Source organism: Phenylobacterium sp. (assembly GCF_013822795.1).
Taxonomy (GTDB): Bacteria; Pseudomonadota; Alphaproteobacteria; order Caulobacterales; family Caulobacteraceae; genus Phenylobacterium.
In genome coordinates this window covers 14,046-38,458 of the sequence record NZ_PNLB01000020.1, presented here as the reverse complement: position 1 = coordinate 38,458, position 24,413 = coordinate 14,046, and the positions used below count along the sequence as shown (strand labels likewise).

The window sequence follows — 24,413 nt, the reverse complement described above, 5'->3', positions numbered from 1 at the left end:
CTGGCGGAGGGGAAGGCAATGGGGGTGCCCACGCCCTCACGTCCTCAGAGGAATTCCTGACGCGTGCACTCGGCGAAACGAACTATCGACTCCGGCATCGTCCAGCAGCGAGACAAATGCCTGCCATAGGGCGAAGCGATCCTGACTTGGTCCAATAATTAGTCGATGTATGAGGCCATTCAAATCCGCACCGACAAGACCATCGATCGGAGAATCTATTAGCGGTATCGACTGAATTACCTGCGGAACACCCGATATAGCGCGTATGCTTTGATTGATAACCGGAGACTTCATAATCATGGGCGAGTAAATCACTCGCCACTCGCGCTCTTCTGCAAATCCTGGGTGCTTGGTGCAAAGGGTCGCGTAGCGAAAGACCGTGAGAAGACAATCGATAATCCAATCGGGCTGGCGCGAAGCAATTAACTCAATTGACCCCTCCACATTGTCCACGATTCGGGCGAACGACTTCGAGAACTGCGCTTCATCAGCATATTCAACCGGATGTGAATTTGCGCCTAGCGCATCTGACGAAGCCGCAAACGGAGTTAGATTAAGTACAAGCGCCACACCCCGAGTTGAACCGTATGCGCGCCACATCGAGAGTCGGCCATTGTCGTCCTCGCTCGCCAGGTGCTCAGAGACACTGGTGAGGTAAGTGTTCGCCCTCATATTCGGTAGCCATCGGTCATAGGCCGCGGTCAACGCGTCCCACGCGCCGGCATGAACATCATTCAGGATCTTCTTCAGCCGACCACCAACGGGTTCGTCTTTCAGCGCGAACGACAAGCATTTCAGACCGTGCTCAATCTCTGAGTAGTCGTTCATTGTTACCGCATTGCGCATCCAAATGGATTTGCTCTGAATTATGCCCATAGCCCCCTCGGCTGAGGTGTAGTGCACAAACTTTCCATCGCGCGCGTGAATTTCAGTAAGTCTCTCTAACACTGACGGGAAAAACAGGCGCTGAAACTCAACTTCCTCGGGATCATCTAGAACACTATGCATATATATCCTCAATATAACTAAGGCGAACGGCCAATGTATAATACATAGCGAAGTCTACCCCGCCGCAATATGAGCGGAGGCACGAAAAAGCGAAGCGCAAACTCAAAGAGCTTCTCGCAACGCTCCATCCCCAGTCCCTGCCCCGCCGCCCGCCTGCACCTACCCGCGCAAGACCCCAGGCATCGAGTCCTTAGGGGAAACGCGCAGGGCGCCTACGCACTTCACCCTATGCTACGCCCGAGCTTTCGGCCGCATCCTCCAGCTTCCTGATTTCTTCAAGAGGCGCAGGGTGATGGCCAGCGAAGATGTCGTTCAAGACAATCCCGTTCCGCAACTCGACACCAGCGAGCCGCCCGCCGGCTCGGATCGGCGTGCGTTCATGGTGCGCAGCGCCATGGCGGCGGCGATCGCCACCCTGACCGGGCGGCCGATCGCGGCCTTCGCCCAGACGCCGGCGACCTCGCCGCAGGACTCGGTCAAGCTCAGTCCGAGCCTGAACGTGGTCAAGCAGTCCAAGGGTCCGGTGATGACCCTAGTGGACGAGTTCTACAAGGTCGGTCCCGGCCCGTCGTCGTCGCACACCATCGGGCCGATGCGGATCACCTATGACTTCTATCAGCGGGCCGCCAAGCTGCCGGCCGACCAGCTGAACCAGGCCACAGCCCTGCAGGTGAACCTGTTCGGCAGCCTGAGCGCCACCGGCAAGGGCCACGGCACCGAGCGCGCGGCGCTGGCCGGGCTGATCGGCAAGGAGCCGGCGACGGTCGATCCGGCCTTCCTCGACAGCCTGGCCGCCGATCCGAACCAGACCTTCAAGGTCAAGCTCGGGAACAAGGAGATCCCGGTCTCGCTGAAGAACATCGTCTATGACGCCACCAAGGGCGACTTCCACCATCCCAACACCATGACCGCCAAGCTGCTGGCCGGCGACAAGGTGCTGCTGGAGCAGGAGTACTATTCGGTCGGCGGCGGCTTCATCGAGTGGAAGGGCTACGAGCCGCCGAAGAAGAACCCGCCGAAGTATCCGTACGAGCGGATCAGCCAGGTCATCGAGTACTGCAATCGCGACAAGATCACGATCGCGCAGCTGGCGCGGGAAAACGAGAAGGCGATCTCCGGCAAGAGCGACGCCGAGATCGACGCCTTCCTCGACAAGATCCTCGGGGCCATGGACGCGACGGTGAAGACCGGGCTCGCGGCCCCGACCTCGACCCTGCCCGGACCGATCAAGCTGAAGACCAAGGCGCACGACGTGCATGAAAGCGCCCTGAAGCAGGAAGGCGAGGCGCGCCGCGCGATCGGCCTGGTCTCGGCCTACGCCTTGGCCGGCTCGGAGGAGAACGCCCGCGGCCACCTGGTGATCACCGCCCCGACCGGCGGCTCGGCCGGGGTGCTGCCGGCGGTCATCTACTCGCTGGGCCCGAGCGGGGCGAAGATGTCGAAGGAGAAGCTGCGCGAAGCGCTGCTGGCCGGCGCGGTGGTCGGCTATCTCTGCAAGCACAACGCCACCCTGTCGGCGGCCGAGGGCGGCTGCCAGGCCGAGATCGGCGTGGCCTCGGCCATGGGCGCGGCGGCCATCGCGCAGGCCTATGGCGACCCGCCGCAGGTGGCGGCCAACGCCGCCGAGGGCGCGCTGGAACACCACCTGGGCATGACCTGCGATCCGGTGGCCGGCTTCGTGCAGATCCCCTGCATCGAGCGCTGCGCGTTCGGGGCGGTGAAGGCCTGGACCGGCTATCTGATCGCCAAGAACGAGATCCCGGCCAACCGCCGGGTGGACTTCGACTCGACGGTCGACGCGCTGGCCCTGACCGCCAAGGAGATGAACTCCAAGTACAAGGAGACCTCCGAAGGCGGCCTGGCGGTTTCGCTCGTGCTTTGCTGAGACGCCGATGCGGCCGGGGGCGTCAGTCGCGCAGGCGTTCGCGGTCGGCGCGCTGGCCGCGGCGTTCGCGACGAGCGCCCAGGCCCAGGCCCAGGCGACGAACGCCGAGCTGCAGCAGCAGGTCAGCGCGCTGCAGGCGCAGTTGCGGGCCATGCAGGAGCAGCAGCAGGCGCTGACACAGACGCTCGGCCGGCTGCAGCAGCAGTTGGACGCCCGGCCGGTGGCGAGCGCCGCGCCGCCCGCCCCGCCCCCGACGGCGACCCCGCCCGCCCAGACGGCGCTGGCCCCGCCGCCCGTCGCAAAAGCCTCAAGTGAGTCGATGGGGCAGAAGCTGGCCGAGCGCTATCAGGACGGCATCGTCATCTGGCAGACGCCGCCGGACGCCGACGTTCCTTTCCTGCTGAAATACAACATCAACTCGCAGGTCCGGTATCTGAACACCACCTCGGGCGACGACACCTTCACCGATCACCTGGGCGTCGAGCGCGGCGTCAATCTGCGCAACGACATCACCGTCAACCGCACGATGTTCATCCTCGGCGGCTACATCTTCGACCCGCGGCTGCGCTACAGCTCGACGGTCTGGACCTCGGCCGGATCGAACTCGATCGTCATCGCCGGCAACATCGGCTGGCAGTTCAACAAGGCCTTCACCCTGACCGGCGGCTATACCGGCGTGCCGGGCAGCCGCTCGCTGGTGAACACCTTCCCGTTCTTCCAGTCGACCGACCGCAGCATGGCCGACAACTTCTTCCGCCCCGGGTTCACGCAGGGGATCTGGGCCAACGGCGCCCTGCCCTACAAGCTGAATTACCTGGCCTTCGTCGGCAACGGCCTGAACACGCTGAACCTCTCGGCGGCCAAGATCGACGAGGACCTGATGGCCTCGGCCAGCGTCTGGTGGGAGCCGCTCGGCGACTACGGGCCGCCTGGCAAGTCGCGCAACATGTACGACGACTACTACGCCGCGCCGAACCTGCGCATGCGGCTGGGCACGTCGTACACCTGGGCGCGGGAAGACCGCTTCTCCGATCTCGACCAGTCGAGCCCGGAGAACACCTCGATGCACAATTCCGACGGCGTGCTGATGTTCGCGACCGGCGCCTTCGCGCCGGGGGTGACGGTGGACAACGCCACCTACCGGATGTGGGCCATCGACCTGGGCCTCAAGAAGTACGGCTGGTCGCTGAACGGGCAGTACTATTTCCGCTGGATCGACGACTTCAAGGCCGACGGGCCGATGCCGATCGACAGCATGTTCGACCATGGCTTCGAGCTGTCGGCGGCCGGGTTCATCGTCCCCGAGAAAGTCATGGCCTATGGCCGCGGCTCGATGGTGTTCGGCGAGTTCCGCGACTCCTGGGAGGCCGGGGTCGGCGTGAAGTGGTACTTCGTCCCGACCGAGCGCATGTGGCTGACCGCCGAGGTGATGCGCGTGGTCGACACGCCCTATGGCGGGGTCTTCACCCCCTACACCGCCGGCCTGACGGCCTGGGTCCCGATGGTCCAGGCGGTGCTGGCGTTCTGACATCGATTACGCGCCGACCGCCTGCGCTTGGCGATTGCAGAACGCCGATAACATACTGTATGTTCGAAAAATAACGAGCCGCGATAAGCGGTCGCGCGGCCTTGTCCGGGCGGCCGAACAAGCAGCAACAGATTGATCAAGTTGGGGAATTTTGCATGACCGCCGTCACCGACGCGCCCGCCAAGCGCCAGATCGACAAGCAGGCGCTGCTGGCGAAGTACATCGCTGAGCGCGACAAGCGGCTGCGGACCGACGGGAATGATCAGTACCAACAGCTGACCGGCCGCTTCGCGCATTATGCGCAGGATCCCTACACCCCCGTCGTGGAGCGCGAGCCGCTGACCGACCACGTGACCTTCGCCTTTGTCGGCGGCGGCTTCGCCGGCCTGGTGACCGGGGCGCGGCTGGCCGAGCAGGGCGTGACCGACGTGCGCATCATCGAGAAGGGCGGCGACTTCGGCGGCACCTGGTACTGGAACCGCTATCCGGGTGCGCAGTGCGACACCGCCTCGATGATCTACATGCCGCTGCTGGAAGAAACCGGTCACATGCCGACCGAGAAGTACGCCCACGCGCCGGAGATCCTGGCCCAGTGCCAGCGGATCGGCAGGCAGTTCGGGCTGTACGACAAGGCGCTGTTCCACACCGAGGTGACCGACATCGCCTGGGACGAGGCGAACTCGCGCTGGGTGATCTCGACCAATCGCGGCGACGCCTTCACCGCCAGCTTCATCGGCCTGGGCACCGGACCGCTGCACGTGCCCAAGCTGCCCGGCATTCCCGGCATCGAGGGCTTCAAGGGCCACGCCTTCCACACCAGCCGCTGGGACTACGACTACACCGGCGGCGATCCGGGCGGGGCGCTGATGGAGAAGCTGGCCGGCAAGCGGGTGGCGATCATCGGCACCGGGGCGACCAGCGTGCAGGCCGTGCCGCACCTGGCCAAGGCCTGCAAGGAACTCTACGTCGTGCAGCGCACGCCGTCCTCGGTGGACGTGCGGGCCAATGCGCCGATCGATCCGGAGTGGTTCGCGGGCATCGCCACCCCCGGCTGGCAGCAGCGCTGGCTGGAGAACTTCACCGCCAACCAGGCCGGCGGCAACGCCGACGAAGACCTGGTGATGGACGGCTGGACCGACCTGTCGCGCCGCATCCGCGCCAAGATCATGCAGCTGGCGCCGGAAGACCGCACGCCGCTGAAGATGCTGGCCGCCTATGAGGACTCCGACTTCGAAAAGATGGAGGAGATCCGCGCCCGCGCCGAAGCGGTCGTGCAGGACGGCGACACCGCCGAGAAGCTGAAGGCCTGGTATCGCCAGCTCTGCAAGCGCCCGTGCTTCCATGACGCCTACCTGCAGGCGTTCAACACCCCGGGCACGGTGCTGATCGACACCGACGGCGCGGGCGTCGAGGCGATCACCGAGAACGGCTTCGTGGTCGCAGGCAAAGAGTATGAGGTCGACTGCATCATCTACGCCTCCGGCTTCGAGGTCGGCACCGACTACAAGCGCCGCTCGGGCTTCGAGGTCGTCGGCCGCGACGGCCTGACCCTGTCAGAGGCCTGGGGCGAGGGCATCAAGTCCAAGCACGGCATCCACGTGCGCGGCTTCCCGAACGCCTTCTTCGTGCAGCCGACCCAGGGCGCGAACCTGATCTCGAACATCCCGCACAACCTGACCGACTCCGGCCGCACCATCGCGGTCACGATCAAGCACGCCCTGGACGGCGGCCACCGCGAGGTCGAGGTCAGCCAGGAGGCGCAGGACGCCTGGGTGGCGCTGATGCTGAGCGGCATGGGCCGGATGATGGGCGCACCGGACTGCACGCCTGGCTACTACAACAACGAGGGCAAGGACCCGGGCCCGGCGGCCAAGCTGAACGTCGGCTATCCGGCCGGGGCCAGCGCCTACTTCCAGTACATCGACGGTTGGCGGAAGTCGGGCCAGTTCGAAGGGCTGGAGTTCCGCTAAGAACCGCGCCCCGCCGCGAAGCGGTCGTCGAAATCGCGGGAGAGATCCCCGAGGGTGACGGCCGCGAAGCGCGCGGAGATCAGGTCGCGGGCCTGGCTAAGCGTTCCCTCCAGCGCGCCGTTGACCGCCTGTTCGACCAGGCACTCGGGATGGTCCTGCGACTGGCCGATCGCGAACAGCGTCGGCTCGTCCAGCGCCCGGTAGATATCCATCAGGGTGATGTCGTCGAGGCGCCGGGCCAGCGCCCAACCGCCGCCCTGCCCGGGCTCCGAAGCCACCAGCCCGTCGCGGCGCAGGCCGGCCATGGTGCGGCGCACGACCACCGGATTGGTCGCCAGCATCGCCGCCAACTGCTCTGAGGTGGCCTTGCCGCCCAGCCGGTCCATGTGGATCAGGGCGTGCAGCATTCGCGAAAGTCGGCTGTCGGTGCGCATGCCGCAGATATGGCCCCTGCGCACAATCGTAACAAGATCAGTTGCGGAATCGATCGCCGCGCCCATATCCGTAACTTCGAAAGTATCGAATGCGGAGATGGACGATGTACGACGCGATCGTGGTGGGGGCGAGCTTCGCCGGGCTGTCGGCGGCGATGCAGCTGGCGCGGGCCCGGCGCAAGCTGCTGGTGATCGACGCCGGGGCGCCGCGCAACCGGTTCGCCGACGCCGCGCACGGGTTCCTCGGCCAGGACGGCGTCGCGCCGGCGGCGATCATGCGCACCGGCCTCAACCAGCTCAGCGCCTATCCAAGCGTCGAGTTCGCCGACGGGCTGGCGACCCGCGCCTGGGGGGAATGCGACGCCTTCCGGGTACAGCTGGACGACGGGGTGGAGCTGGCGGCGCGGCGGCTGATCCTGGCCACCGGCGTGCGCGACGCCCTGCCCGACCTGCCGGGCCTGGCCGAGCGCTGGGGCAGGAGCGTGCTGCACTGTCCGTACTGCCACGGCTATGAGCTGAACCGCGGGCCGCTGGGCGTGCTCGGCGGCGATCCGGCGCTGGCCCTCAAGGCCGGGCTGATCGCCGAGTGGGGTCCCACGACCCTGTTCCTGCAGGGCGGGGCGGCGCCCGGCGGCGAGACGGCGGCGAAGCTGGCCGAGCGCGGGGTGAGCATCGAGGCGACGCCCATCGCGCACCTGGTCGGCGAGGCGCCGCGCTTGTCGGCGGCGCGGCTGGCCGACGGCCGCGAGATCGGGCTCGCCGGGCTGTTCGTGGCCCCGCAAACGAGCCCGGCCAGCCCGCTGGCCGCGCAGCTGGGCTGCGCCTTCGAGGACGGCATGACCGGCCCCTATGTGCGGGTCGACGGGAAGCAGCAGACCAGCGTGGCCGGCGTCTATGCGGCCGGCGACCTGGCGATGCAGATGCACAACGGCACGCTGGCCTCGGCGGCCGGCGCGATGGCCGGGTTCGGCGCGCACCAGTCGCTGGTCGGGCTTTAGCTTTCCGCCACCCGCTCGAGACGGCGCAGGTCGAGCACCTCGACCGCGCCGTAGTCGAGGCCGATCAGCCCGTCGCGAGCGAACTCGGCGAGCAGGCCGTTCACGGTCTTGCGGCTGAGGCCGATCATCTCGGCCAGCGCCTGCTGGCTGAGCGGCAGCCGCGGCGGGCCCAAGCGACTGCGGACCATCGCCGCCAGTCGCGAGGCCAGGCGCTGGCGCGGCGGCAGCGAGATGGCGTCTGCGGCCAAGTGCACCGCCCCGCGCAGCTGCAGATAGACGAGGCCGGCGAGCGCGCGCCAGATCTCCGGCCGGGTGCGGGCGATGCGCTCAAGCCCGGCGTCGGAGACCCGCAGCAGCAGGCTGTCCTGGGCGCAGACGGCGGTGACGATGCGCGGCCCGCCGCCGAAGGCGACGCTCTGGCCCAGCGCCGCGCCGGGACCGGCCTGATTGAAGCGCACCTCGCGGTCGCCGGGCGCCTGGCAGTAGAGGTCGACTGCCCCCTCGATCACCGCCAGCAGGCCGGTCTCTTCGTCGCCCTCGGCCTGGGCCCAGCGCCCGACGCCCAGCCGGGCGAGCTGGCCTTCCGCCAGCAGGGCGTCGGCCAGCCCCGGCCCATAGGGCGCGAGCCAGCCGGCGGCGGTCAGGACCTCCAAAGCCATGCGGCGATCGTCGGGCATGGGAAGATTGTAACCCTGGTGACAATCATGCGCGAGCGGCGTTCCTAGGCTCGTGAAAATACAATCGCCAGGGAGGCGACCATGACCGCCATCGTCCGCGAACTCGAAGGCTGCGGCGCCGAGATCGCCAATGTCAGCCTGCCCGCCGCCAGCGCCGCCGACATCGACCTGATCCGGCAGACCGTCTTCCGCCGCGGGGTCGCCTTCCTGCACGGGCAGCACCTGACGCCCGAACAGCACATCGCCTTCGCCGAGCAGATCGGGCCGATCGTGGTCAACCGCTACTTCCCACCGTCGGAGAAGTACCCGCAGATCGCCAAGGTCGAGAAGACCGAGGCCCAGACCACCAACATCGGCGGCGGCTGGCACACCGACCACAGCTATGATGTCGAGCCGGCGATGGGCTCGGTGCTGCTGGCCATCGACACCCCGCCGAGCGGCGGCGACACCATGTTCGCCGACATGTACGCGGCCTACGAGGCGCTGTCGGACGGGCTGAAGGCGACGCTGGCGGGCCTACGGGCGATCCACGCCTCCGAGCACATCTATGGAATGGACGGCGTCTACGGGAAAACCGACCAGGCGCATCTGGCCGGCAAGACCGACACCCCAAGCGCGGTGCATCCGGTGGTGATCACCCACCCCGGCAGCGGCCGCAAGGCGCTGTACGTGAACCCGGCCTTCACGCTGGGCTTCGAGGGCTGGAACCGCGAGGAGAGCCGCGCCCTGCTGGCCTATCTCTACCAGCATGCGGTGAAGCCGGAATTCGTGCACCGGTTCTCTTGGAAGCCCGGCTCGATGGCGATCTGGGACAACCGCGCCACCTGGCACCAGGCGATGAACGACTATCAGGGCCACCACCGGCTGATGCACCGCATCACCATCGCCGGCGGTCCGCTGGCGGCGTAGCGGACGGCGGCCGCTAATCGACGCGAGGCAGGCCGTGATGCGCGGCCAGCCTCGCTCGCCGTCGTCGAACGTCGATTATGCCGCCGCGGCGTCTTCGGCCGCCTGGAGTGAAGAGCGCGCCTGCTCCCCCGCATTCTCCACCGCCGGGGGGCGGGTGAGGATGCGATAGGTCAGCCAGAACAGCAGCCACAGCACCGGCGCGATGATGGAGATTCCTCTATGGCTCGCGTCGAGCGTAACGCCTGAGCCGTCGTCGTGCATCGCGGCCGACCAGGCCAAGCCGTATCCGCAGGCCAGCCACGTCAGGGCGAACCACGACAGGAACTGCCGACCTGTGCCGCGCGCGATGATCTCAGGGAAAATGAAAGCGATCCCCACCCCCAGCACCGTCAAGTCATAGTCGTAGCCGTACGGGCTCACGCAGACGGTCGCAGCGCAGGCCAGGGCGGCGAGGCGGTTGAAGGCCACGCCCTTGATGCAGGCCATGCTCAGGATCCCCAGCGAGACGACGGCGCTCACCACTTGCAGGGCCATGGCCGCCGCGGGGCCGGCGCCGAGGCTATGGGCGGCGGCATAGACCGAGTTCATGCGGAAGAGCGGATAGTAGCCCGCCGCCAGGAAGAGGCCGGCCTCCCTCACGGCATTGCGGAAATCGAGCCAGACCCCAAGGCCGTAGGCCGCTGTGGAGATCGCCAGCAGGGCTAGAGCGACCACCCCCGCGATGACGACCACCGACCATCGGCGATGCAGCAATACGAGCAGACCAGCGGCCACAGCCAGATGCGGCTTGATGATGAGCAACCCGAGCGGAAGACCGGCCATGCGTCGATTGTCGCGGAACGCCAGCAGGAAAGCGCCGATCAGGCCGGCGATCAGGAAGCCGTTTTGCCCGGTGCGGAGGTTGATAAGAATCGTCGGAGCGACGGCCACCAACACGCCCGGCAGCCAGGGACCGGCGATGCGTCGAAGCACCCAAGTGTAGAAGGCGAAGCTTCCCAAGGCGAACAACAGGAACGCCGCGCCGATCGGGAGCCCTGCGAGACCTTGCATCGCCAGCGTGAAAGGCGGCGGGTAGGTCCAGGGCATGAAACTGGACGTGCCAGCCATCTCTAGCTGGGCGGCCAACATCGACGTCGCGTGATAGGCCTCCGACACCCGGCCCTCGAGCGCCAGCCGGCCCGCGAGATGGAAGGCGTCGAAATCGGTCAGCACCTTTTTCAGGCCGAGGAGTTCGGGGGCCTGAAAGCGCACCGCGGATATTGCAGCGAGCAGGCAGCCGGTCAGGATCAGGGCGAAGATCAGCGGCCGGCTGCGGCCGATCCTTTCCCCGAACGCAGTATGATCCCGGGCCACAGCTTCGTCCTTTGAATTTGCCTTCAGGCGGCGCCCGACTCTTCGCACAGGGGCGCCGCAGCGGCTTTGTCGGGCGATCTACATTTGCGCTGCGCGCAGCGCTTCTCGGCCGACACGTTCGTTGAGCCCGAAACGTCGCGCCAACGTGCTGAATAGTTTCTTAAGTGGCAGGCGAAATGTCTGGCCAGAGGCGACCGAGGCTAAGGCGCCGGCGGCGATAGCTCTCTGAGGATGGCGTCAGGGTCGGCGCCCAGCTTACGGACGCGCTCGCTCCAGCGGTCGAGGGCGCGGTCGTAGTAGTCGAAGATGCAGGGATCACAGCCGCGCCGGCAGCATTCGTCCTCGTGGGGTCGGGTCGGCGGCGGCGGGATCGAGGCGGTGCTCACCGCCGAAGGTCTAGTCGCCTTGCCTGGCGATGAACAGGCCCGGACGCGTCTAGCCGCCCGCCGCGCTCGCCCGCATCAAGTCGCTGACCTTGAGCGCGGCCGGGCCGAGGATGACGATGAACAGCACCGGCAGGAAGAAGACGATCATGGGGATCGTCAGCTTGGCCGGCAGCTGGGCGGCCTTCTTCTCGGCCGCGGAGATGCGCATCTCGCGGTTTTCCTTGGCCATCACCCGCAGGGCCGCGCCCAGCGGCGTGCCGTAGCGCTCGGCCTGGATCATCGCGGTGGTGACCGATTTGATGCCCGGATGGTTGGTCCGCCGGGCCAGGCCCTCATAGGCCAGGCGCCGCTCGGGCAGATAGGAGATCTCGGCGGTGAGCAGGGTGAGTTCCTCGGCCAGCTCGATGGAGTTGCCGCCGATTTCCTGGCTGACCTTCTGGATCGCCGCCTCGATGGACATGCCGCTTTCCACGCAGATCAGCAGCAGATCGAGCGCGTCGGGCCAGGCCCCGACGATCGAGTCGCGGCGCTTGGTGGCGACATTGCTGATGAAGATGTTCGGCGCGTAGTAGCCGCCGATCAGGCCGACGACCGCGAAGAAGAAGCGGGTCATCGGCGGCAGGCCGAAATCGTTGATCAGAAACAGGTAGGCCCCGACCACGATGAAGAACACGAACGGCAGGATGAACCGGAAGAAGTAGAAGGTGGAGACCGGGCGCGGGCCGCGGAAGCCGGCCTGGGCCAGCTTGTCCACCACCTGCGGGTCCTCGAGCAGGCGCGAGAGCTGCAGCCGCTCGACGACCCTCTTGTAGAGCCCCTCGTCGACGTGACGCAGGGTGCTCTGGCCGCGAGCGCCGGCCAGGGCCTCGCGCGATTTGCGGCGCAGCTCCTCACGGCGGGTCGACACCGATTTCAGCCGCGCCTCGAGATTGCGGCGGTCCATCATCGGCATGGCGATGGTGACGATGGTGGCGAAGCAGACCAGCGCCACGAAGGCGGTCAGCAGATTGGCGGGGTTGGTGAGCGCCTCGACCATGCCGTCAGAGCCTGAAGTTGATCATCTTGCGCATCGACATGACGCCGAGCGACATCCAGAAGGCGCCGACCATCAGCATCACGCGGCCGCGCGGATCGGTGAACAGCGGGCCCATGTAGTCGGGCGCGGTGATGAAGATCAGGATCGCCACCGCCGGCGGCAGACAGCCGATGATCGCCGCCGAGGCCACCGCCTCGGCCGACAGCGCCTTGACCTTCTCGCGCATCAGCTTGCGCGAACGGATGACGGTCGAAAGGTTGCCCAGCGCCTCGGCCAGGTTGCCGCCGGTCTTGGCCTGGATGGCGAGCACGATGGCGAAGAACCGCACCTCGGGAGTCGGCATCTCGGCGTGCATCTTCTCCAACGCCTGGTCGATGGTCAGGCCCATGCCGATGCCTTCGACCAGCCGGTTGAACTGGCTGGCCAGCGGCTCGGGCGCCTCCTTGCCGATGACCCGCAGGCTGTCATGCACCGGCAGGCCCGACTTGATGCCGCGCACGATGATGTCCATGGCGTCGGGAAAGGCTTCGGTGAACTTCTTGATCCGCGACTTGGCGAGGGCGCCGACCACCCAGCGGGGCAGGCCAAGGCCCGCCGCGAACGCCAGGCCGAAGGCGACCAGCGGCATCTTGGTGACCGCCCAGGCGACCAGCAGCACCAGCACGGCGAGCCCCGCGCTGACCAGCCAGAAGGTTCCGACCTTCATTCCCAGGCCCGCCTGGCGCAGCTTGGAGGTGATGCTGAGCAGCGCCTTTTTCTGCTCGCGGTCCTGGTCCTTGAGGGTCTTGAGGATCTGCTTGCGGCGCTGTTCCTGGGCGTTGACCGTCGGCCGGCGGCGGTTGGCCTCACGCACCTCGTCGCCGCCGACCAGCGCCTGAGCGCGCTTCAGCGTCTTGGCGTCAGCGGTCGAACCGCCAGCCAGGGCGAGGCCGACGCCAGCGATGGCGACGAACCCGAGAACCGCGATCAGCAGCGTCAGCAGCATCGGCTATTCGGACGCATCGAGGGCTTCGGCCAACTCGCGCTCCAGGCCGTAGTACCGAGCCCGGTCCCAGAACCGCGGCCGGGCGATGCCGGTGGAGCGGTGACGGCCCAGAACCTTGCCGTCGGCGTCGTCGCCGGTGATCTCGTAGACGAACAGGTCCTGGGTAATGATCACGTCGCCCTCCAGGCCGACCACCTCGGTGATGTGGGTGATGCGGCGCGAGCCGTCGCGCAGGCGGGCGGCCTGGATGATCACGTCGACCGAGCCGACGATCATCTCGCGGATGGTCTTCGAGGGCAGGCCATAGCCGCCCATGGTGATCATCGACTCCATCCGGCTGATCGCCTCACGCGGGGAGTTGGCGTGCAGCGTTCCCATCGAGCCGTCGTGGCCGGTGTTCATCGCCTGCAGCAGGTCGAAGGCCTCCGGGCCGCGGACCTCGCCGACGATGATCCGTTCCGGACGCATCCGCAGGCAGTTCTTGACCAGGTCGCGCATGGTGATCTGGCCCTGACCCTCGAGGTTCGGGGGGCGGGTTTCCAGGCGCACGACATGCGGCTGCTGGAGCTGCAGTTCGGCGGCGTCCTCGCAGGTGATGACCCGCTCGGAAGGATCGATGAAAGCGGTCAGGGTGTTGAGCAAGGTGGTCTTGCCCGAGCCCGTACCGCCGGAGATGACCAGGTTGCATCGGCAGGCGCCGATGACCCCGAGAACCCGCGCCCCTTCCGGGCTGATGGAGGCGTACTCCACCAGGTTCTTCATGGTCAGCTTGTCCTTCTTGAACTTCCGGATGGTCAGGGTGGGACCATCCAGCGCCAAGGGCGGAGCGATGACGTTGACGCGGCTGCCGTCGGGAAGGCGCGCGTCGCAGATCGGCGAGCTTTCGTCGACCCGGCGGCCGACCTGGCTGACGATCCGCTGGCAGATGTTCATCAGCTGAGAGTTGTCGCGGAAGCGGACATTGGTCAGCTGGACGCGGCCGGCGACCTCGATGAACACCCGGCCGGCGCCGTTGACCATGATGTCGGCGATGTCGTCGCGGGCCAGCAGCGGCTCCAGCGGGCCGTAGCCGAGGACGTCGTTGATGATGTCCTGGACGAGGGTGTCCTGCTCGGCCACCGACATCGAGACGTTCTTGATCGCCACCAGCTCGGCGACGATGTCGCGGATCTCCTCGGCGGCCTGCTTGGCGTCGAGCTGGGCGAGCTGCGCCAGGTCGATCGTGTTGATCAGGGCGTTGAAGATCGTGGTCTTGGTAGCGTGGTAGTAGTCGCTCTGCTCGCGCACGACCTGGGTCGCGGGCGCGGCCCCCTGCGCGGCGCGGAGCTGTTCGAAGCCCAGCGTCGGCTTGGGACCGGCCGCCTTGGCCGCCGCACGCTCGGTCGGCGGCGCGGTCTGCACCGGCGCGACCGGAGCGACGGGCTCGACCCGCTGCGGACGCGTGGCGATCGCCGGACCTTCGGCGGCGGGGGGCGGCGCCTGACGCGGCGCCTGCGACCCGCCTTCTGTGGGGCGCTTGCCGAACATCTACTTCTTCTTGAACAGGCTGGAGAGCATCGAGGTCTTCTGGACCTGCGGCGGCTCGCGACGGGCGATCTGCTGGGCCAGCTGGTCGAGGCCCTCGGCGGACTTCGACTTCGGCCCCACCTCGCTGATCATCTGGCCGTTGTTGGCGGCCTGGCCGAACAGCTTGGGATCGAACTGGAGGCAGAGGGCGGGGCTGAGGTCGAGCGCCTCGCCGAAGTCCTTGACCGGGATCTCGGGGCGGCCGGGGACCCCGACCTGGTTCAGCACCAGACGCGGCGGGGCGTCGTTGGGCCGGGCGCGGCGCACCAGATCGACGATGTTCTTGGCGTTGCGCAGCGACGCCAAGTCGGGCGTCGCGACGATCACCAGGTCGTCGGACGACAGCAGGATCTTGCGCTTCCAGGCGGTCCAGACGTGCGGCAGGTCGAGCACCACGAAGGGCGCGGCGCCGCGGATCTTCTGGGTGACCTCCTCGAACGCCTCGGCCGAGATGTCGTAGTCGGCGTCGAGCGTGGCCGGGGCGGCGAACAGCGACAGCCGATCGGTGCAACGGGCCATCATCCGGTCCATCAGCACCGGGTCGAGGCGGTCGGGCTGGCTGAGCGCGTCGGCCACGCCCTGCAGCGGGTCCTGGTTGAAGTCGAGCCCGGCAGTGCCGAACGGCAGGTCGAGATCGACCAGCACCGCGCCGGTCTGCAGCCGCTCGGTGATCGAGTGGGCGACGTTGTGGGCGATGGTCGAGACCCCCGCCCCGCCCTTGGCGCCGCAGAAGGCGATCTGGCGGCCGATGAACGGCGCCGAGGGATCGGAGTAGAGGCCCGTGGCGGTGCGGACCAGCAGCATCGGGTTGAGCGGCGGCACCAGGTATTCCGACACCCCACGGCGCATCAGTTCGCGATAGAGGGCGATGTCGTTGGCCGAGCCGATGACCACGACCTTGGTGCCCGGGTCGCAGACCTCGGCCAGACGATCGAGATGAGCCAGCAGCACCGGCGCCGGGTCGGCGCTCTCGACCATCACCAGCGAGGGGGTGGCCTGGCTCTGGTAGGCCTCGACCGCGGCGGCCAGACCGCCCATGCGCACGACGACGACGCCGCGCTCCATGCGGCGGTCGGCGGCGGCGACCTCGGCGAACTCGGCGGTCTCGGCGTTGGCGCAGTAGATGTGGACGGTGATCCGCGGCAGGCTGGCCTCGCCGAAGGCCGCCTCGGCCCCGGCCATCATGTCGTGCACCGGATTGGCGGCCGGCCGCTCGGGCGGCAGCGGCGGCACGACGGCGGCGTCGTCGAAGTCGTCCTCGGCGGCGGCCTCGAGCCGCGACTCAGCGCCGGCGCTCTCGCGCACCGGCGGCAGGTCGGCGAAGGGGTCGGCGAACGGATCCGCCGCGGCGGCCGGCGGCGGCTCGCGCCAGGCCGCGTCCTGCGGCGCGTCGAACTCGTCGTCGGCGTCGAAGTCGAGATCGAAGGGATCTTGGCCCTGCTGCGGGTTCATCAGTTCACCACCTGCGAGACCGTACCCCGCGCCTGACTGTCGGCGGCCGAGGCGGTGACCTCGCCCTTGCGATACTTGCCGAGCGCGACGTCGCGGCGCTGGGCGTCAGCCGGATCGATGGCGGCGGGGCCGAGCAGGTCAGCCGGGTTGGCGATCTGGGCCGCCATGTTGGCGGTCACCGCGCAACCGAACTGGGACTGCACGTGGTTCGACGCCGAGCGCGAGATATTGTCCCAGCTCTCGCCGCAGCGGGGGATGGAGACGGCGTAGCCCTCCCGGGCGACGATCAGCGGCGCTCGCGGGTCGCCATTGGCCTCATAGCCCTGGATGCGGACCTCCGCGCCGTAGCTGGCCAACACCGCGCGGGCTCCTTCGGCTGCACGCGAGACCGTCGCCGCATCGGGCCCGCCGACCGGGGCGCGCAGGGTGATCGGTCCGCCTGCGCCGAGCCGCCAGTCCCCCGCGAACCGCGCCAGGGCGTCCTGCTGGGTCGACGACATGCCCTGGGCGTGGACCGCCAGGCGGATCTCCTCGGGCTGCGGCCGGACGTCGGCCGCCCACAGCTCGGTCGGGGTGCGCGCCGCCTCGGCGCGCGACAGCTCGGGCGCGCGGGGCGGGCCGCTGGCGCACGCGCTCAACGCGGCGCCGGCAAACAACAGGACGGAAAGGCGAAGTGCGCTCATTCGATCACGTAGCCGTGCGGCCCCTGATAGTTGCGCCCCGATTGCGCCTGGGGATTGGCGTTGTAGGCCTTGATCAGCGAGCCCATCAGCACGGTCGCGGGATCGTCGGCGATCTTCAGGCCGTCGGCCGGGGTCTGCAGGCGGCTGGGGCTGGTTGCGTCGACAATGTAGGGCGTCACCAGGATCACCAGCTCGGTCTCGCCGGCCAGATAGTCGCGTGAGCGGAACAGGGTTCCCAACACCGGCAGCGTGGTCATGCCGGGCAGGCTGTCGATGTTCTGCTTGGTCTTTTCCTGCAGAAGCCCGGCGATCATCATCGAGCCGCCGGAGGGCAGCTCGACCGCGGTCTCCGCACGCCGGACGGTCAGGGCCGGAATGGTCAGCGCCGTGCCCGTGCCAGGCGTGCTGACCGAGAAGGCGCCCTGGCTGGTCAGTTCCGACACCTCGGTCGATACCTTCAATGCGATTCGACCCGACGACAGCACCATCGGCGTGAAGCCGAGCCCGACGCCGAACGGCTTGAACTGGACGCTGACGGAGCCGTTGGTGTCCTGGGCCACCGGGATCGGGAACTCGCCGCCGGCCAGGAACCTCGCCGACTCGCCGGAGACCGCGCTGAGGGTCGGCTCGGCCAGGGTGCGGACCAGACCCACGCGCTCGAAGGCGTGAACGGTCGCATCGCCCTGGTACTTGCCGCCGATCTCACGCACCTGGGCGCTGCCGCCGCCGAGCAGAGCGCCGTTGACCGCGAAGCTGGAGGTCGTGCCGAGCAGGAACTGGGTGTCGCCCAGTTCGCCGAGGATGGCGTTGAGGTTGAAGCCCAGCTGCTTGATGACGTTGCGCTGCATCTCGACGATGCGCACCTTGAGCATCACCTGATCCTTGCCGGCCACGGCCAGCATGTTGATCACCTGCTCGGGCTTGCCGACCGCGGCGCGGGCGATCTGCAGCGCCTTGTCGGCGTCGGCCAGGTTCGCCACCTGGCCCGAGAGGATCAGGCTCTCGTTCATCGAGTCGACCTGAACGCGGGCCCCCGGCACGATCCGGTTGATGGTCTGGGCGACGGCGGTCGGGTCCTGGTCGACGCGGATATCCAGCGCCAGGATGCGGCGGCCGGCGGAATCGAAGAACACCGCGTCGGTGGTCCCGCTCTTGAGCCCCAGGATGAAGATCCGTCGCGGCGAGCGCAGCATGGCGTCGGCGACGCCCGGATTGGTCACCAGCACGTCGCGCACATCGACCGGCAGTTCGATGATCGCCGACTTGCCGGTCGGCAGGTTCAGCGCTTGGGAGGCGGTCCCGCCGGTCAGGTTGACACGGACCACCGCCGACTGGGCGGCCAGGCCCGCGGCCATGGCCGGGGCGGCGGCCTCGGCGGCCTGAGCGAACGCGGCGCCCGGCGCCAGGGCGGCGGCGAAGGCGGCGAGCGCGATGAGGGTGCGGCGCAGCGTCATGGATTGGCGACCTCAGTGACCTGCCCGGCGCGGAACACCCGCACGCCCTGGGCGGAGGCGCGGCTGGCGATGCCGCGGCCCGGCGGCCCGCCGATGTCGGCGTAAGAGCGCAGCGCGAGCTGCATCTCGCCCTGGGCCTTGCCGCGGGCGATGACCTCGACGTCGGTGGCGGGGATCTCAATGGTGGCGACGCCGCCGACAATGGTGCGGGCGTCCTTGGCCGGCTCGATGTTCTGGTCGATGGCCAGCACGCGGACGTTGCGCATCAGCACTTCGGTCAGCATCGTCTTGGAGCCGCTGCTGGAGTCCGAGCGGCTCTGCAGCACGTCGACCCGGTCGCCCGGCAGGATGAAGCCGCCGGCGGCGGTCTCGGCGTTGATCGGCACGGCCATGGCCCGCATGCCCGGCTGCAGCACCACGGCCATGAAGCCGCTCTGGCCGGCGCGGACCACCTTGCGGGCCACCACCGGCTCGCCCGCGGCGAGGGCTTCCTTGACGATGGCGCCCTCGAAGGCCTGCATCGCGCCCTGCGGCATGACCAGATCGTTGGCGGCGCGGGCCGCCTTCTGGACCGCCTTGTCGGGCATCTTGGCCGGCAGGGCCGGCGAGGCGCCATCGGTGACGAAGGCGGCGTTGAGCGCATCAGCCGGCCAGGGCTGCCAACCGAGGTCGGCCGGGGTCAGGCGGGTGCCGATCGGCAACTCGCGCTTGGCGACCAGCACCTGGACGACAGGCTTCGGCGGCGGAGCGGCGGCGACCGCGTCAGGCCGCTTGGGGGTGACCATGCCGCGGACGATGAAGGCCAGTCCGATGGCGGCGATCGCGGCGACGGCCAACAGGGCGATGCGGGCAGAACCCATGGTCGGTGCTCGAGGCTCCGCGCAAGCGGGTGACAGGCGAGCGCGCCGCAGTCCGCCGGCGCACGCGAATCGGTCGACCGGCGTTTTGCCGGCTAGGTCTGTTTTCGGGCCCCATGGTTAACGCGCCCTAAAGCCACGGTTAGAAACCGGGCCAGGCCTGCATCAGCGGCGAGGCCGGGAAAGTCGCCAGCGCGCCGACCGCGATCGCCACGCCGTAGGGCACCGCCTCGTCCGGGTCGGCCAAGCGTCCGAACCAGGCCGGCCCGCTGAGCACATAAGGGCGCAGGATCGGCGAGCGCAGGCTGAGCAGGCCGAGCGCCAGCGCGCCGCCGGCCAGGCCGGTCATCACCACATAGGAGAGCGCCGCCGGCGCCCCGAGCCAGAGCGCGGCGGCCGCAAACAGCTTGGCGTCGCCGCCGCCGATCCAGCGCAGGGCGAACAGCGCGACGCCGACCGCCAGCGCCGCGAGGCCGACCAGCAAGTGCGTCCCAATGGCCATCGGCGCGACGCCGAGCAGCAGCGCCGCCGGGAAGAAGGCGACAATCAACAGGCCCGAGATCCAGTTGGGAATGGTGAAGCTGGTCAGGTCGCGCAGCGCGCCGACGATCACCAGCACCGGGAAGAAGAGCAGAAGCGCGGCGGCGAAGAGCGTGATCATTTCTGGGATCGGTCCGGCCTTTTGTTCAACGGCACTTTGCGCGCGCAGCCGTGAATGGATGATTGAAAAGAAAAAGGGCCGCTGCGGAGAGCGGCCCTTTTTCTTGTCAGTCCCAGGCGCCCTATTGCGAAGGCAGCGTCTGAGGGAAGGCGTTGGCGACGGTCTGCAAGACCCCGGTCAAGGCGGTGGTCAACGGCCCGAAGGCGGCGACCAGGACCACGGTGATCATTGCGGCCATCAGGGCGTACTCGACAGCGGTGGCGCCCGATTGTTGAGCGAAGAACCTCTTGAGCAGAACTTTCATTCCAAAGCCCTCCTAGCAGACCATCTCCATAGAGACGCAACCGCGGCGGCTTGCGCCGCCGCGATCGGTCAATCCGTCGCCTCTTACGAGGTCGGCGGGGTCACCAGCTTGGTCTGGATGCCCTGGAACGAGGTCTTCAGACCCGAACCCAGGTAGCCCATGGCGGTGACCAGGGCCACGGCGATCAGGGCCGCGATCAGGCCGTACTCGATGGCGGTGGCGCCGGATTCGTCGTTCAGGAAGCGCGAAACGAACTTCGACATGCTCGATCTCCTTTGTTTTGGCGAGCTGACTGTGAGGCATCAAACCTTTTGGTCTGCTCGCCCCGAAACGCAGGATGACTTTCGCAAGGTTGGCTTAATTGGCAGTAAACAGTCATGTATAAACGCGTCTTTACCAATGGTTTACTTGCGTTTACTGTAAATATTGATTAACCACGCAGCTAAAATCGGGCATTTTCCGCGCTTCGACATAATGATTCTCGCGCACGCGAGGGGCCGAAAGTTCAGGCTTTATTGACCATTCCAATCGAGTCTTCGCTCGACGTCCTCCTGCCGGAACAGCCCATGCGCCGCTCGATCCTGTCCCTGACGCTCGCCTTGGCCGCCCTCGCCGGGGCCGCCCAGGCCGCACCGTCGCTGGTGATTCCGATCGACCAGAGCACGCCCATGACCCTGCCGCGCGGAACCCGCGACGTGCTGATCGGCAACCCGGCCATCGCCGACGTGTCCGTGATCGACGCCGGCAAGGCGGTGATCAGCGGCCGCGGCTACGGGGTGACGAACCTAGTGGTGATCGACCAGCTGGGCCGCACGGTGCTGGAGCGCCAGGTGGTGGTCACCGGCCCGAGCGAAGGCCGGGTGTCGGTGATCCGCGGCCCCCGGGTCGAGGAATACGCCTGCGCCGGCGGCTGCGAGCGGTCCGGCGGCGACAAGGGCCCGGGCGGCGATTCAGCAAAGCCTTAAACCTCCAGTTAGCCAGATTTAGCTAGCCTCCAGCGGTCAAGCTCCCTGGAGACGCCATGTCGCGCTCTGCAAATCAGCTCCGCACCGTCATTCGGCGGTTCGTCCGTTCGCGCCGCGGCGCGACGGCGGTGGAGTTCGCCCTGATCAGCATGCCGCTGATGATGCTGATGTTCGGGGTGCTGGAGCTGGCGATGATCCTGCTGGTCTCGGCGACCCTGGACACCGCCACCGACTTCGCCGCGCGCAACATCCGCACCGGCCAGTTTCAAAGCGGCCAGAGCAGCGCGCCGGTCACCCAGCAGGGCTTTCGGCAACTGGTCTGCGTCAACATGAGCTGGCTGAAGCGGATGTGTTCGGTGGCCGCGCCCAAGCCCGGCGATCCCGACCCCAATCCGCTGTTCGTCGAGGCCCGGACCTTCTCCACCTACGTCAGCGCCGGCGCCGCCGCGCCGCGCGATCCCAACACCTTCGATCCGCAGCAAACCAACTGGTGCGCCGGCAACCCGGAGGACATCGTGGTGGTCACGACCTACTATAAATGGCCGATCGTCACGCCGCTGATCCGCCCGCTGTTCAAGAACTATGAAGGCGGCCGGATGATCAGCTCGACCCGGCTGTTCCGCAACGAGCCGTACAATCCCGCGCTCCGCCCGTACGGAGACCGCACCACATGCCCGTGAAACAGGACCTGCTTCGCGACCGGCGCGGCTCGGCCGCCGTCGAATTCGCGTTCATCGTGCCGATCGTGCTGATGCTCTACTTCGGCATGGTCGAGGCCACCCAGGCGCTGCTGGCCAATCGCCGGGCCAGCGCGACCACCACCGCGATCGGCGACCTGGTGACCCAGCAGGCGCAGGTCACCACCGCGGACGTGACCGGCATCTTCAACGCCAGCACTTCGATCATGAAGCCGTTCCCGACCGACCAGCTGGCGATCCGGGTGACCAGCATCGAGATCAGCGCCAACGGTACCCCCGTCGAAAAGTGGACGCTGGATAACGGCAAGACCATCGCCAAGACCGACTTGACGACAGTGGCGACCTCGATGCGGACGCCGAACACCGCGGTGCTGCGGGCCGAGACCGTGTACACCTACCGCACGCCGTTCCAGAAAATGCTGCCGGGCCCCTTCACCTTCCGGCACAAGATGGACCTGGCGCCGCGCGCCGGGGTGCCGATCGCGCTCAACTGACCGCAGCGGCCAGGCGCTCGACCAGCGTCGACGGCTCCCAGGAAAACCCGTCCAGCGAGCGCACCGGGCGCACGCCGATCAGGCTGTTGGTCAGGAACGCCGCGTCGGCGCGGGCCAGTTCTGCGACGCCCGAGCGGGTCTCGACCACCGGCAACCCCTGCCCTGTCGCCGCGGCGATCACCTGCGCGCGCATGGTCCCGGCCAGCACTCCGCAATCGAGCTGTGGCGTGTAGAGCCGCCCGCCCCAAAGCCAGAAGACATTGGCCGCGGCCGCGCAGGCGACGTCGCCGCGCGTGTTGAGCATCAGCGCCTCGTCGACCCCGGCCCCGCGCGCCTCCGCCCTGGCCAGGACGTTGTCGATGTAGGACAGCGTCTTCAGCCGCGCGGCCGGCGAGAGGTCGTTGCGGCGCACGGTGCTGGTGATCAGGTCGGCGGGTTCCTGCGACGCCGGGGCCGGGGCGGCGGTGGCGATCAAGCGCACGGCCGGGACGTCGGGGCGGTCGAGGCCGCGGCCGCCGGAGCCGGCGGTGAGGGTCAGGCGCACGGCGACGCGCGTCGCCTCGAGGCCGGCCAGCGCCGCCGCCATCACCCGCGCGGCCTCGCCCCGATCGAGCGGCGGCAGGCCGAGGGTCGCGCAGCCGGCGGCCATGCGGTCCAGATGCGGACCCGGCGCGACCAGGACCCCGTCCACCGCCAGCAGGGTTTCGAACAGGCCATCGCCCAGCAGCAGGCCGCGGTCGTCGAGGGGGATCATGCGCGGGGCGCCTCCGTGAGCGCTTTGGCGAGCGCAGCGATCTTGGCCTCGGTCTCGAGCCGCTCGGCGAGCGGATCGCTGCCTTCGACGATGCCGGCCCCGGCCCGCGCCTCCACCCGCCAGCCGCCCGGGGTCTCGACGCAGGCGGCGGTGCGAATCAGGACGCTGGAATCGAACTCCCCGTCGGCGCCGGCCCAGAACAGCGAGCCGCAGTAGGGGCCGCGCGGGGTCTCCAGCCCAGCGATGACCTTCATCGCCTGGACCTTGGGCGCGCCGGTGATCGAGCCCGGCGGAAAGGCGGCGACCAGCAGGTCGAGGGCGTCGCGGCCGGGGCTCAAGGCGCCGGTGACCGTCGAGACCAGGTGGTGGACATTGGCGAAGCTCTCCAGCGCCCAGAGGCTGGGAACCTTGACGCTGCCGGGCGCGCAGACGCGGGCCAGGTCGTTGCGCATCAGGTCGACGATCATCAGGTTCTCGGCCCGGTCCTTGTCGCTGGCCAGCAGTTCGGCGGCGAGCGCGGCGTCGGCGGCGGGCCCCTCCCCGCGCGGCCGGGTGCCCTTGATCGGCTTGGTCTCCACGCGGCCGTCACGGACCTGCAGGAAGCGCTCGGGCGAGTTGGAGACCAGAGCCAGGCCCGGCAGGCGCAGATAGGCGGCGAACGGCGCGGCGCTCTGGTCCAGCAGTCGGGCGAAGAGGTCGAACGGCTGCGCGCCGGGCGCCAAGGCGCCGGTCCAGGCGCGGGCGATGTTGGCCTGGAAGATCTCGCCGGCGCGGATACGGGCGACGACCTGCGCGACAGCGGCTTCGTAGGCAGCGGGATCTGACGCCTGCAGCGGGCCGGCCAGGACGCCGCCACGCGGCGCGAGCGGCGCGGCGTCCATCCAGGCGAGCGCGGCGCGGGCGCGGGCCTGGGCGGCGTCGTGATCGCCCGCGCGGCCGACGGCGACGACGATGCGGGCCTGATGGTCGAACGCCAGCAGGACGTCGTAGCGGGCGGCGGCGAGGTCGGGCCAGGCGCCCTGGCGCGGCAGGCCGAGGGCCTCGACATGGTCGCCGAGTTCGTAGGCGGCGAGGCCGACCACGCCGCCCTGGAACGGCGGGCCTTCCGTCGCCCCCGGCGACGCGGGTCCGAGCAGGTCGCGCAGGCGGGCGAAGGGTTCACCGGCGTCGCCGGCGTGGTGGGTGAAGGTCGCGGCGGGAGCGCGGGCGACATAGGACCAGCGCGCGTCCGGCCCGCCGGTGACGAGACCGAGCGCCCAGGGCTCGCCCGCGAAGGCGCTGAGCACCTCGGCCGGTTCGCGCCAGGGCGCAGAAAGCTGGGCGACGCAGGTCATGGGCCGGGCCTTAGCCCCAGCG

Annotated in this window: 25 protein-coding genes; 8 read left to right on the top strand and 17 right to left on the bottom strand. The window is 68.4% G+C overall.

Going from position 1 to position 24,413, the window contains the following annotated elements:
- Window positions 1-36 precede the first annotated feature (36 nt).
- On the bottom strand, window positions 37-1,008 hold the full coding sequence (locus tag C0481_RS17215; protein WP_293406054.1) for a DUF2971 domain-containing protein: 972 nt from the start codon (window positions 1,006-1,008) through the stop codon (window positions 37-39).
- 292 nt (window positions 1,009-1,300) lie between these two features.
- On the opposite strand from C0481_RS17215, the gene C0481_RS17210 reads away from it, so the two are divergent.
- From C0481_RS17210 to C0481_RS17200, 3 genes are all read left to right on the top strand, one after another.
- A complete protein-coding gene (locus tag C0481_RS17210) occupies window positions 1,301-2,893 on the top strand; it encodes an L-serine ammonia-lyase (RefSeq protein ID WP_293406052.1) in 1,593 nt (530 codons plus the stop codon).
- A gap of 7 nt (window positions 2,894-2,900) precedes the next feature.
- Window positions 2,901-4,421 carry a FlxA-like family protein gene (locus C0481_RS17205; protein ID WP_293406050.1) on the top strand — a complete coding sequence of 507 codons (1,521 nt, stop codon included), beginning with the start codon at window positions 2,901-2,903 and terminating at the stop codon, window positions 4,419-4,421.
- Between the two features lie 155 nt (window positions 4,422-4,576).
- A complete protein-coding gene (locus C0481_RS17200; protein WP_293406048.1) occupies window positions 4,577-6,391 on the top strand; it encodes an NAD(P)/FAD-dependent oxidoreductase in 1,815 nt (604 codons plus the stop codon).
- On the opposite strand, the gene C0481_RS17195 is transcribed toward C0481_RS17200, so the two are convergent.
- The gene (locus C0481_RS17195; protein WP_293406046.1) at window positions 6,388-6,825 is read right to left on the bottom strand and encodes an Rrf2 family transcriptional regulator; all 438 of its coding nucleotides are present in this window, start codon (window positions 6,823-6,825) and stop codon (window positions 6,388-6,390) included. The genes C0481_RS17200 and C0481_RS17195 overlap by 4 nt on opposite strands.
- Before the next feature lie 104 nt (window positions 6,826-6,929).
- On the opposite strand from C0481_RS17195, the gene C0481_RS17190 reads away from it, so the two are divergent.
- Window positions 6,930-7,823: an NAD(P)/FAD-dependent oxidoreductase gene (locus tag C0481_RS17190; RefSeq protein WP_293406044.1), complete on the top strand. Its 894-nt coding sequence runs from the start codon at window positions 6,930-6,932 to the stop codon at window positions 7,821-7,823.
- Here C0481_RS17190 and C0481_RS17185 read toward each other — a convergent pair.
- Window positions 7,820-8,500, bottom strand: coding sequence for a Crp/Fnr family transcriptional regulator (locus tag C0481_RS17185; RefSeq protein ID WP_293406042.1), 681 nt, complete (start codon window positions 8,498-8,500; stop codon window positions 7,820-7,822). The genes C0481_RS17190 and C0481_RS17185 overlap by 4 nt on opposite strands.
- Window positions 8,501-8,581: 81 nt before the next feature.
- Between C0481_RS17185 and C0481_RS17180 the strand changes: the two genes are divergently transcribed.
- Complete coding sequence (locus C0481_RS17180; RefSeq protein WP_293406040.1) at window positions 8,582-9,409, top strand: TauD/TfdA family dioxygenase; 828 nt, start codon at window positions 8,582-8,584, stop codon at window positions 9,407-9,409.
- Between the two features lie 75 nt (window positions 9,410-9,484).
- On the opposite strand, the gene C0481_RS17175 is transcribed toward C0481_RS17180, so the two are convergent.
- The 12 genes from C0481_RS17175 to C0481_RS17120 all read right to left on the bottom strand — a co-directional run bounded on the left by C0481_RS17175 (window position 9,485) and on the right by C0481_RS17120 (window position 20,409).
- Window positions 9,485-10,762, bottom strand: a complete 1,278-nt coding sequence (locus tag C0481_RS17175) for a glycosyltransferase family 87 protein (protein WP_293406038.1) — start codon at window positions 10,760-10,762, stop codon at window positions 9,485-9,487.
- A 200-nt stretch (window positions 10,763-10,962) separates the two neighbouring features.
- Complete coding sequence (locus tag C0481_RS17170) at window positions 10,963-11,148, bottom strand: oxidoreductase-like domain-containing protein (RefSeq protein WP_293406036.1); 186 nt, start codon at window positions 11,146-11,148, stop codon at window positions 10,963-10,965.
- A gap of 49 nt (window positions 11,149-11,197) precedes the next feature.
- The gene (locus tag C0481_RS17165) at window positions 11,198-12,184 is read right to left on the bottom strand and encodes a type II secretion system F family protein (RefSeq protein ID WP_293406034.1); all 987 of its coding nucleotides are present in this window, start codon (window positions 12,182-12,184) and stop codon (window positions 11,198-11,200) included.
- 4 nt (window positions 12,185-12,188) lie between these two features.
- On the bottom strand, window positions 12,189-13,166 hold the full coding sequence (locus C0481_RS17160) for a type II secretion system F family protein (RefSeq protein WP_293406177.1): 978 nt from the start codon (window positions 13,164-13,166) through the stop codon (window positions 12,189-12,191).
- Between the two features lie 6 nt (window positions 13,167-13,172).
- Window positions 13,173-14,696 carry a CpaF family protein gene (locus tag C0481_RS17155; RefSeq protein ID WP_293406032.1) on the bottom strand — a complete coding sequence of 508 codons (1,524 nt, stop codon included), beginning with the start codon at window positions 14,694-14,696 and terminating at the stop codon, window positions 13,173-13,175.
- Entirely contained in the window at window positions 14,697-16,187 is a 1,491-nt protein-coding gene (locus C0481_RS17150; RefSeq protein WP_293406030.1) for a CpaE family protein, read from the bottom strand.
- Window positions 16,187-16,870, bottom strand: coding sequence for a CpaD family pilus assembly lipoprotein (locus C0481_RS17145; RefSeq protein ID WP_293406028.1), 684 nt, complete (start codon window positions 16,868-16,870; stop codon window positions 16,187-16,189). Before C0481_RS17145 ends, C0481_RS17150 begins: the two co-directional genes overlap by 1 nt.
- Window positions 16,867-18,324, bottom strand: a complete 1,458-nt coding sequence (locus C0481_RS17140) for a type II and III secretion system protein family protein (protein ID WP_293406025.1) — start codon at window positions 18,322-18,324, stop codon at window positions 16,867-16,869. Before C0481_RS17140 ends, C0481_RS17145 begins: the two co-directional genes overlap by 4 nt.
- A complete protein-coding gene (gene cpaB / locus C0481_RS17135) occupies window positions 18,321-19,184 on the bottom strand; it encodes a Flp pilus assembly protein CpaB (RefSeq protein WP_293406023.1) in 864 nt (287 codons plus the stop codon). Before cpaB ends, C0481_RS17140 begins: the two co-directional genes overlap by 4 nt.
- Before the next feature lie 139 nt (window positions 19,185-19,323).
- Window positions 19,324-19,842 carry a prepilin peptidase gene (locus C0481_RS17130; RefSeq protein WP_293406021.1) on the bottom strand — a complete coding sequence of 173 codons (519 nt, stop codon included), beginning with the start codon at window positions 19,840-19,842 and terminating at the stop codon, window positions 19,324-19,326.
- Between the two features lie 121 nt (window positions 19,843-19,963).
- On the bottom strand, window positions 19,964-20,146 hold the full coding sequence (locus C0481_RS17125; protein WP_293406019.1) for a Flp family type IVb pilin: 183 nt from the start codon (window positions 20,144-20,146) through the stop codon (window positions 19,964-19,966).
- A gap of 83 nt (window positions 20,147-20,229) precedes the next feature.
- Entirely contained in the window at window positions 20,230-20,409 is a 180-nt protein-coding gene (locus C0481_RS17120; RefSeq protein ID WP_293406016.1) for a Flp family type IVb pilin, read from the bottom strand.
- Between the two features lie 303 nt (window positions 20,410-20,712).
- Here C0481_RS17120 and C0481_RS17115 point away from each other — a divergent pair, with 303 nt between their 5' ends.
- From C0481_RS17115 to C0481_RS17105, 3 genes are read left to right on the top strand one after another with little or no spacing between them, the layout of a single operon-like run.
- The gene (locus C0481_RS17115) at window positions 20,713-21,111 is read left to right on the top strand and encodes a pilus assembly protein N-terminal domain-containing protein (RefSeq protein ID WP_293406014.1); all 399 of its coding nucleotides are present in this window, start codon (window positions 20,713-20,715) and stop codon (window positions 21,109-21,111) included.
- Window positions 21,112-21,167: 56 nt separating this feature from the next.
- Window positions 21,168-21,791, top strand: coding sequence for a TadE/TadG family type IV pilus assembly protein (locus C0481_RS17110; RefSeq protein ID WP_293406012.1), 624 nt, complete (start codon window positions 21,168-21,170; stop codon window positions 21,789-21,791).
- Window positions 21,782-22,303, top strand: a complete 522-nt coding sequence (locus C0481_RS17105) for a TadE/TadG family type IV pilus assembly protein (RefSeq protein WP_293406010.1) — start codon at window positions 21,782-21,784, stop codon at window positions 22,301-22,303. The genes C0481_RS17110 and C0481_RS17105 overlap by 10 nt, the downstream gene beginning before the upstream one ends.
- On the opposite strand, the gene C0481_RS17100 is transcribed toward C0481_RS17105, so the two are convergent.
- Together C0481_RS17100 and pabB are read right to left on the bottom strand one after the other, a co-directional pair.
- A complete protein-coding gene (locus C0481_RS17100) occupies window positions 22,296-23,057 on the bottom strand; it encodes an aminotransferase class IV (RefSeq protein ID WP_293406009.1) in 762 nt (253 codons plus the stop codon). The two genes, C0481_RS17105 and C0481_RS17100, sit on opposite strands and share 8 nt — an antisense overlap.
- Window positions 23,054-24,391 carry an aminodeoxychorismate synthase, component I gene (gene pabB, locus C0481_RS17095; protein ID WP_293406008.1) on the bottom strand — a complete coding sequence of 446 codons (1,338 nt, stop codon included), beginning with the start codon at window positions 24,389-24,391 and terminating at the stop codon, window positions 23,054-23,056. The genes C0481_RS17100 and pabB overlap by 4 nt, the downstream gene beginning before the upstream one ends.
- Between the last annotated feature and the right edge of the window lie 22 nt (window positions 24,392-24,413).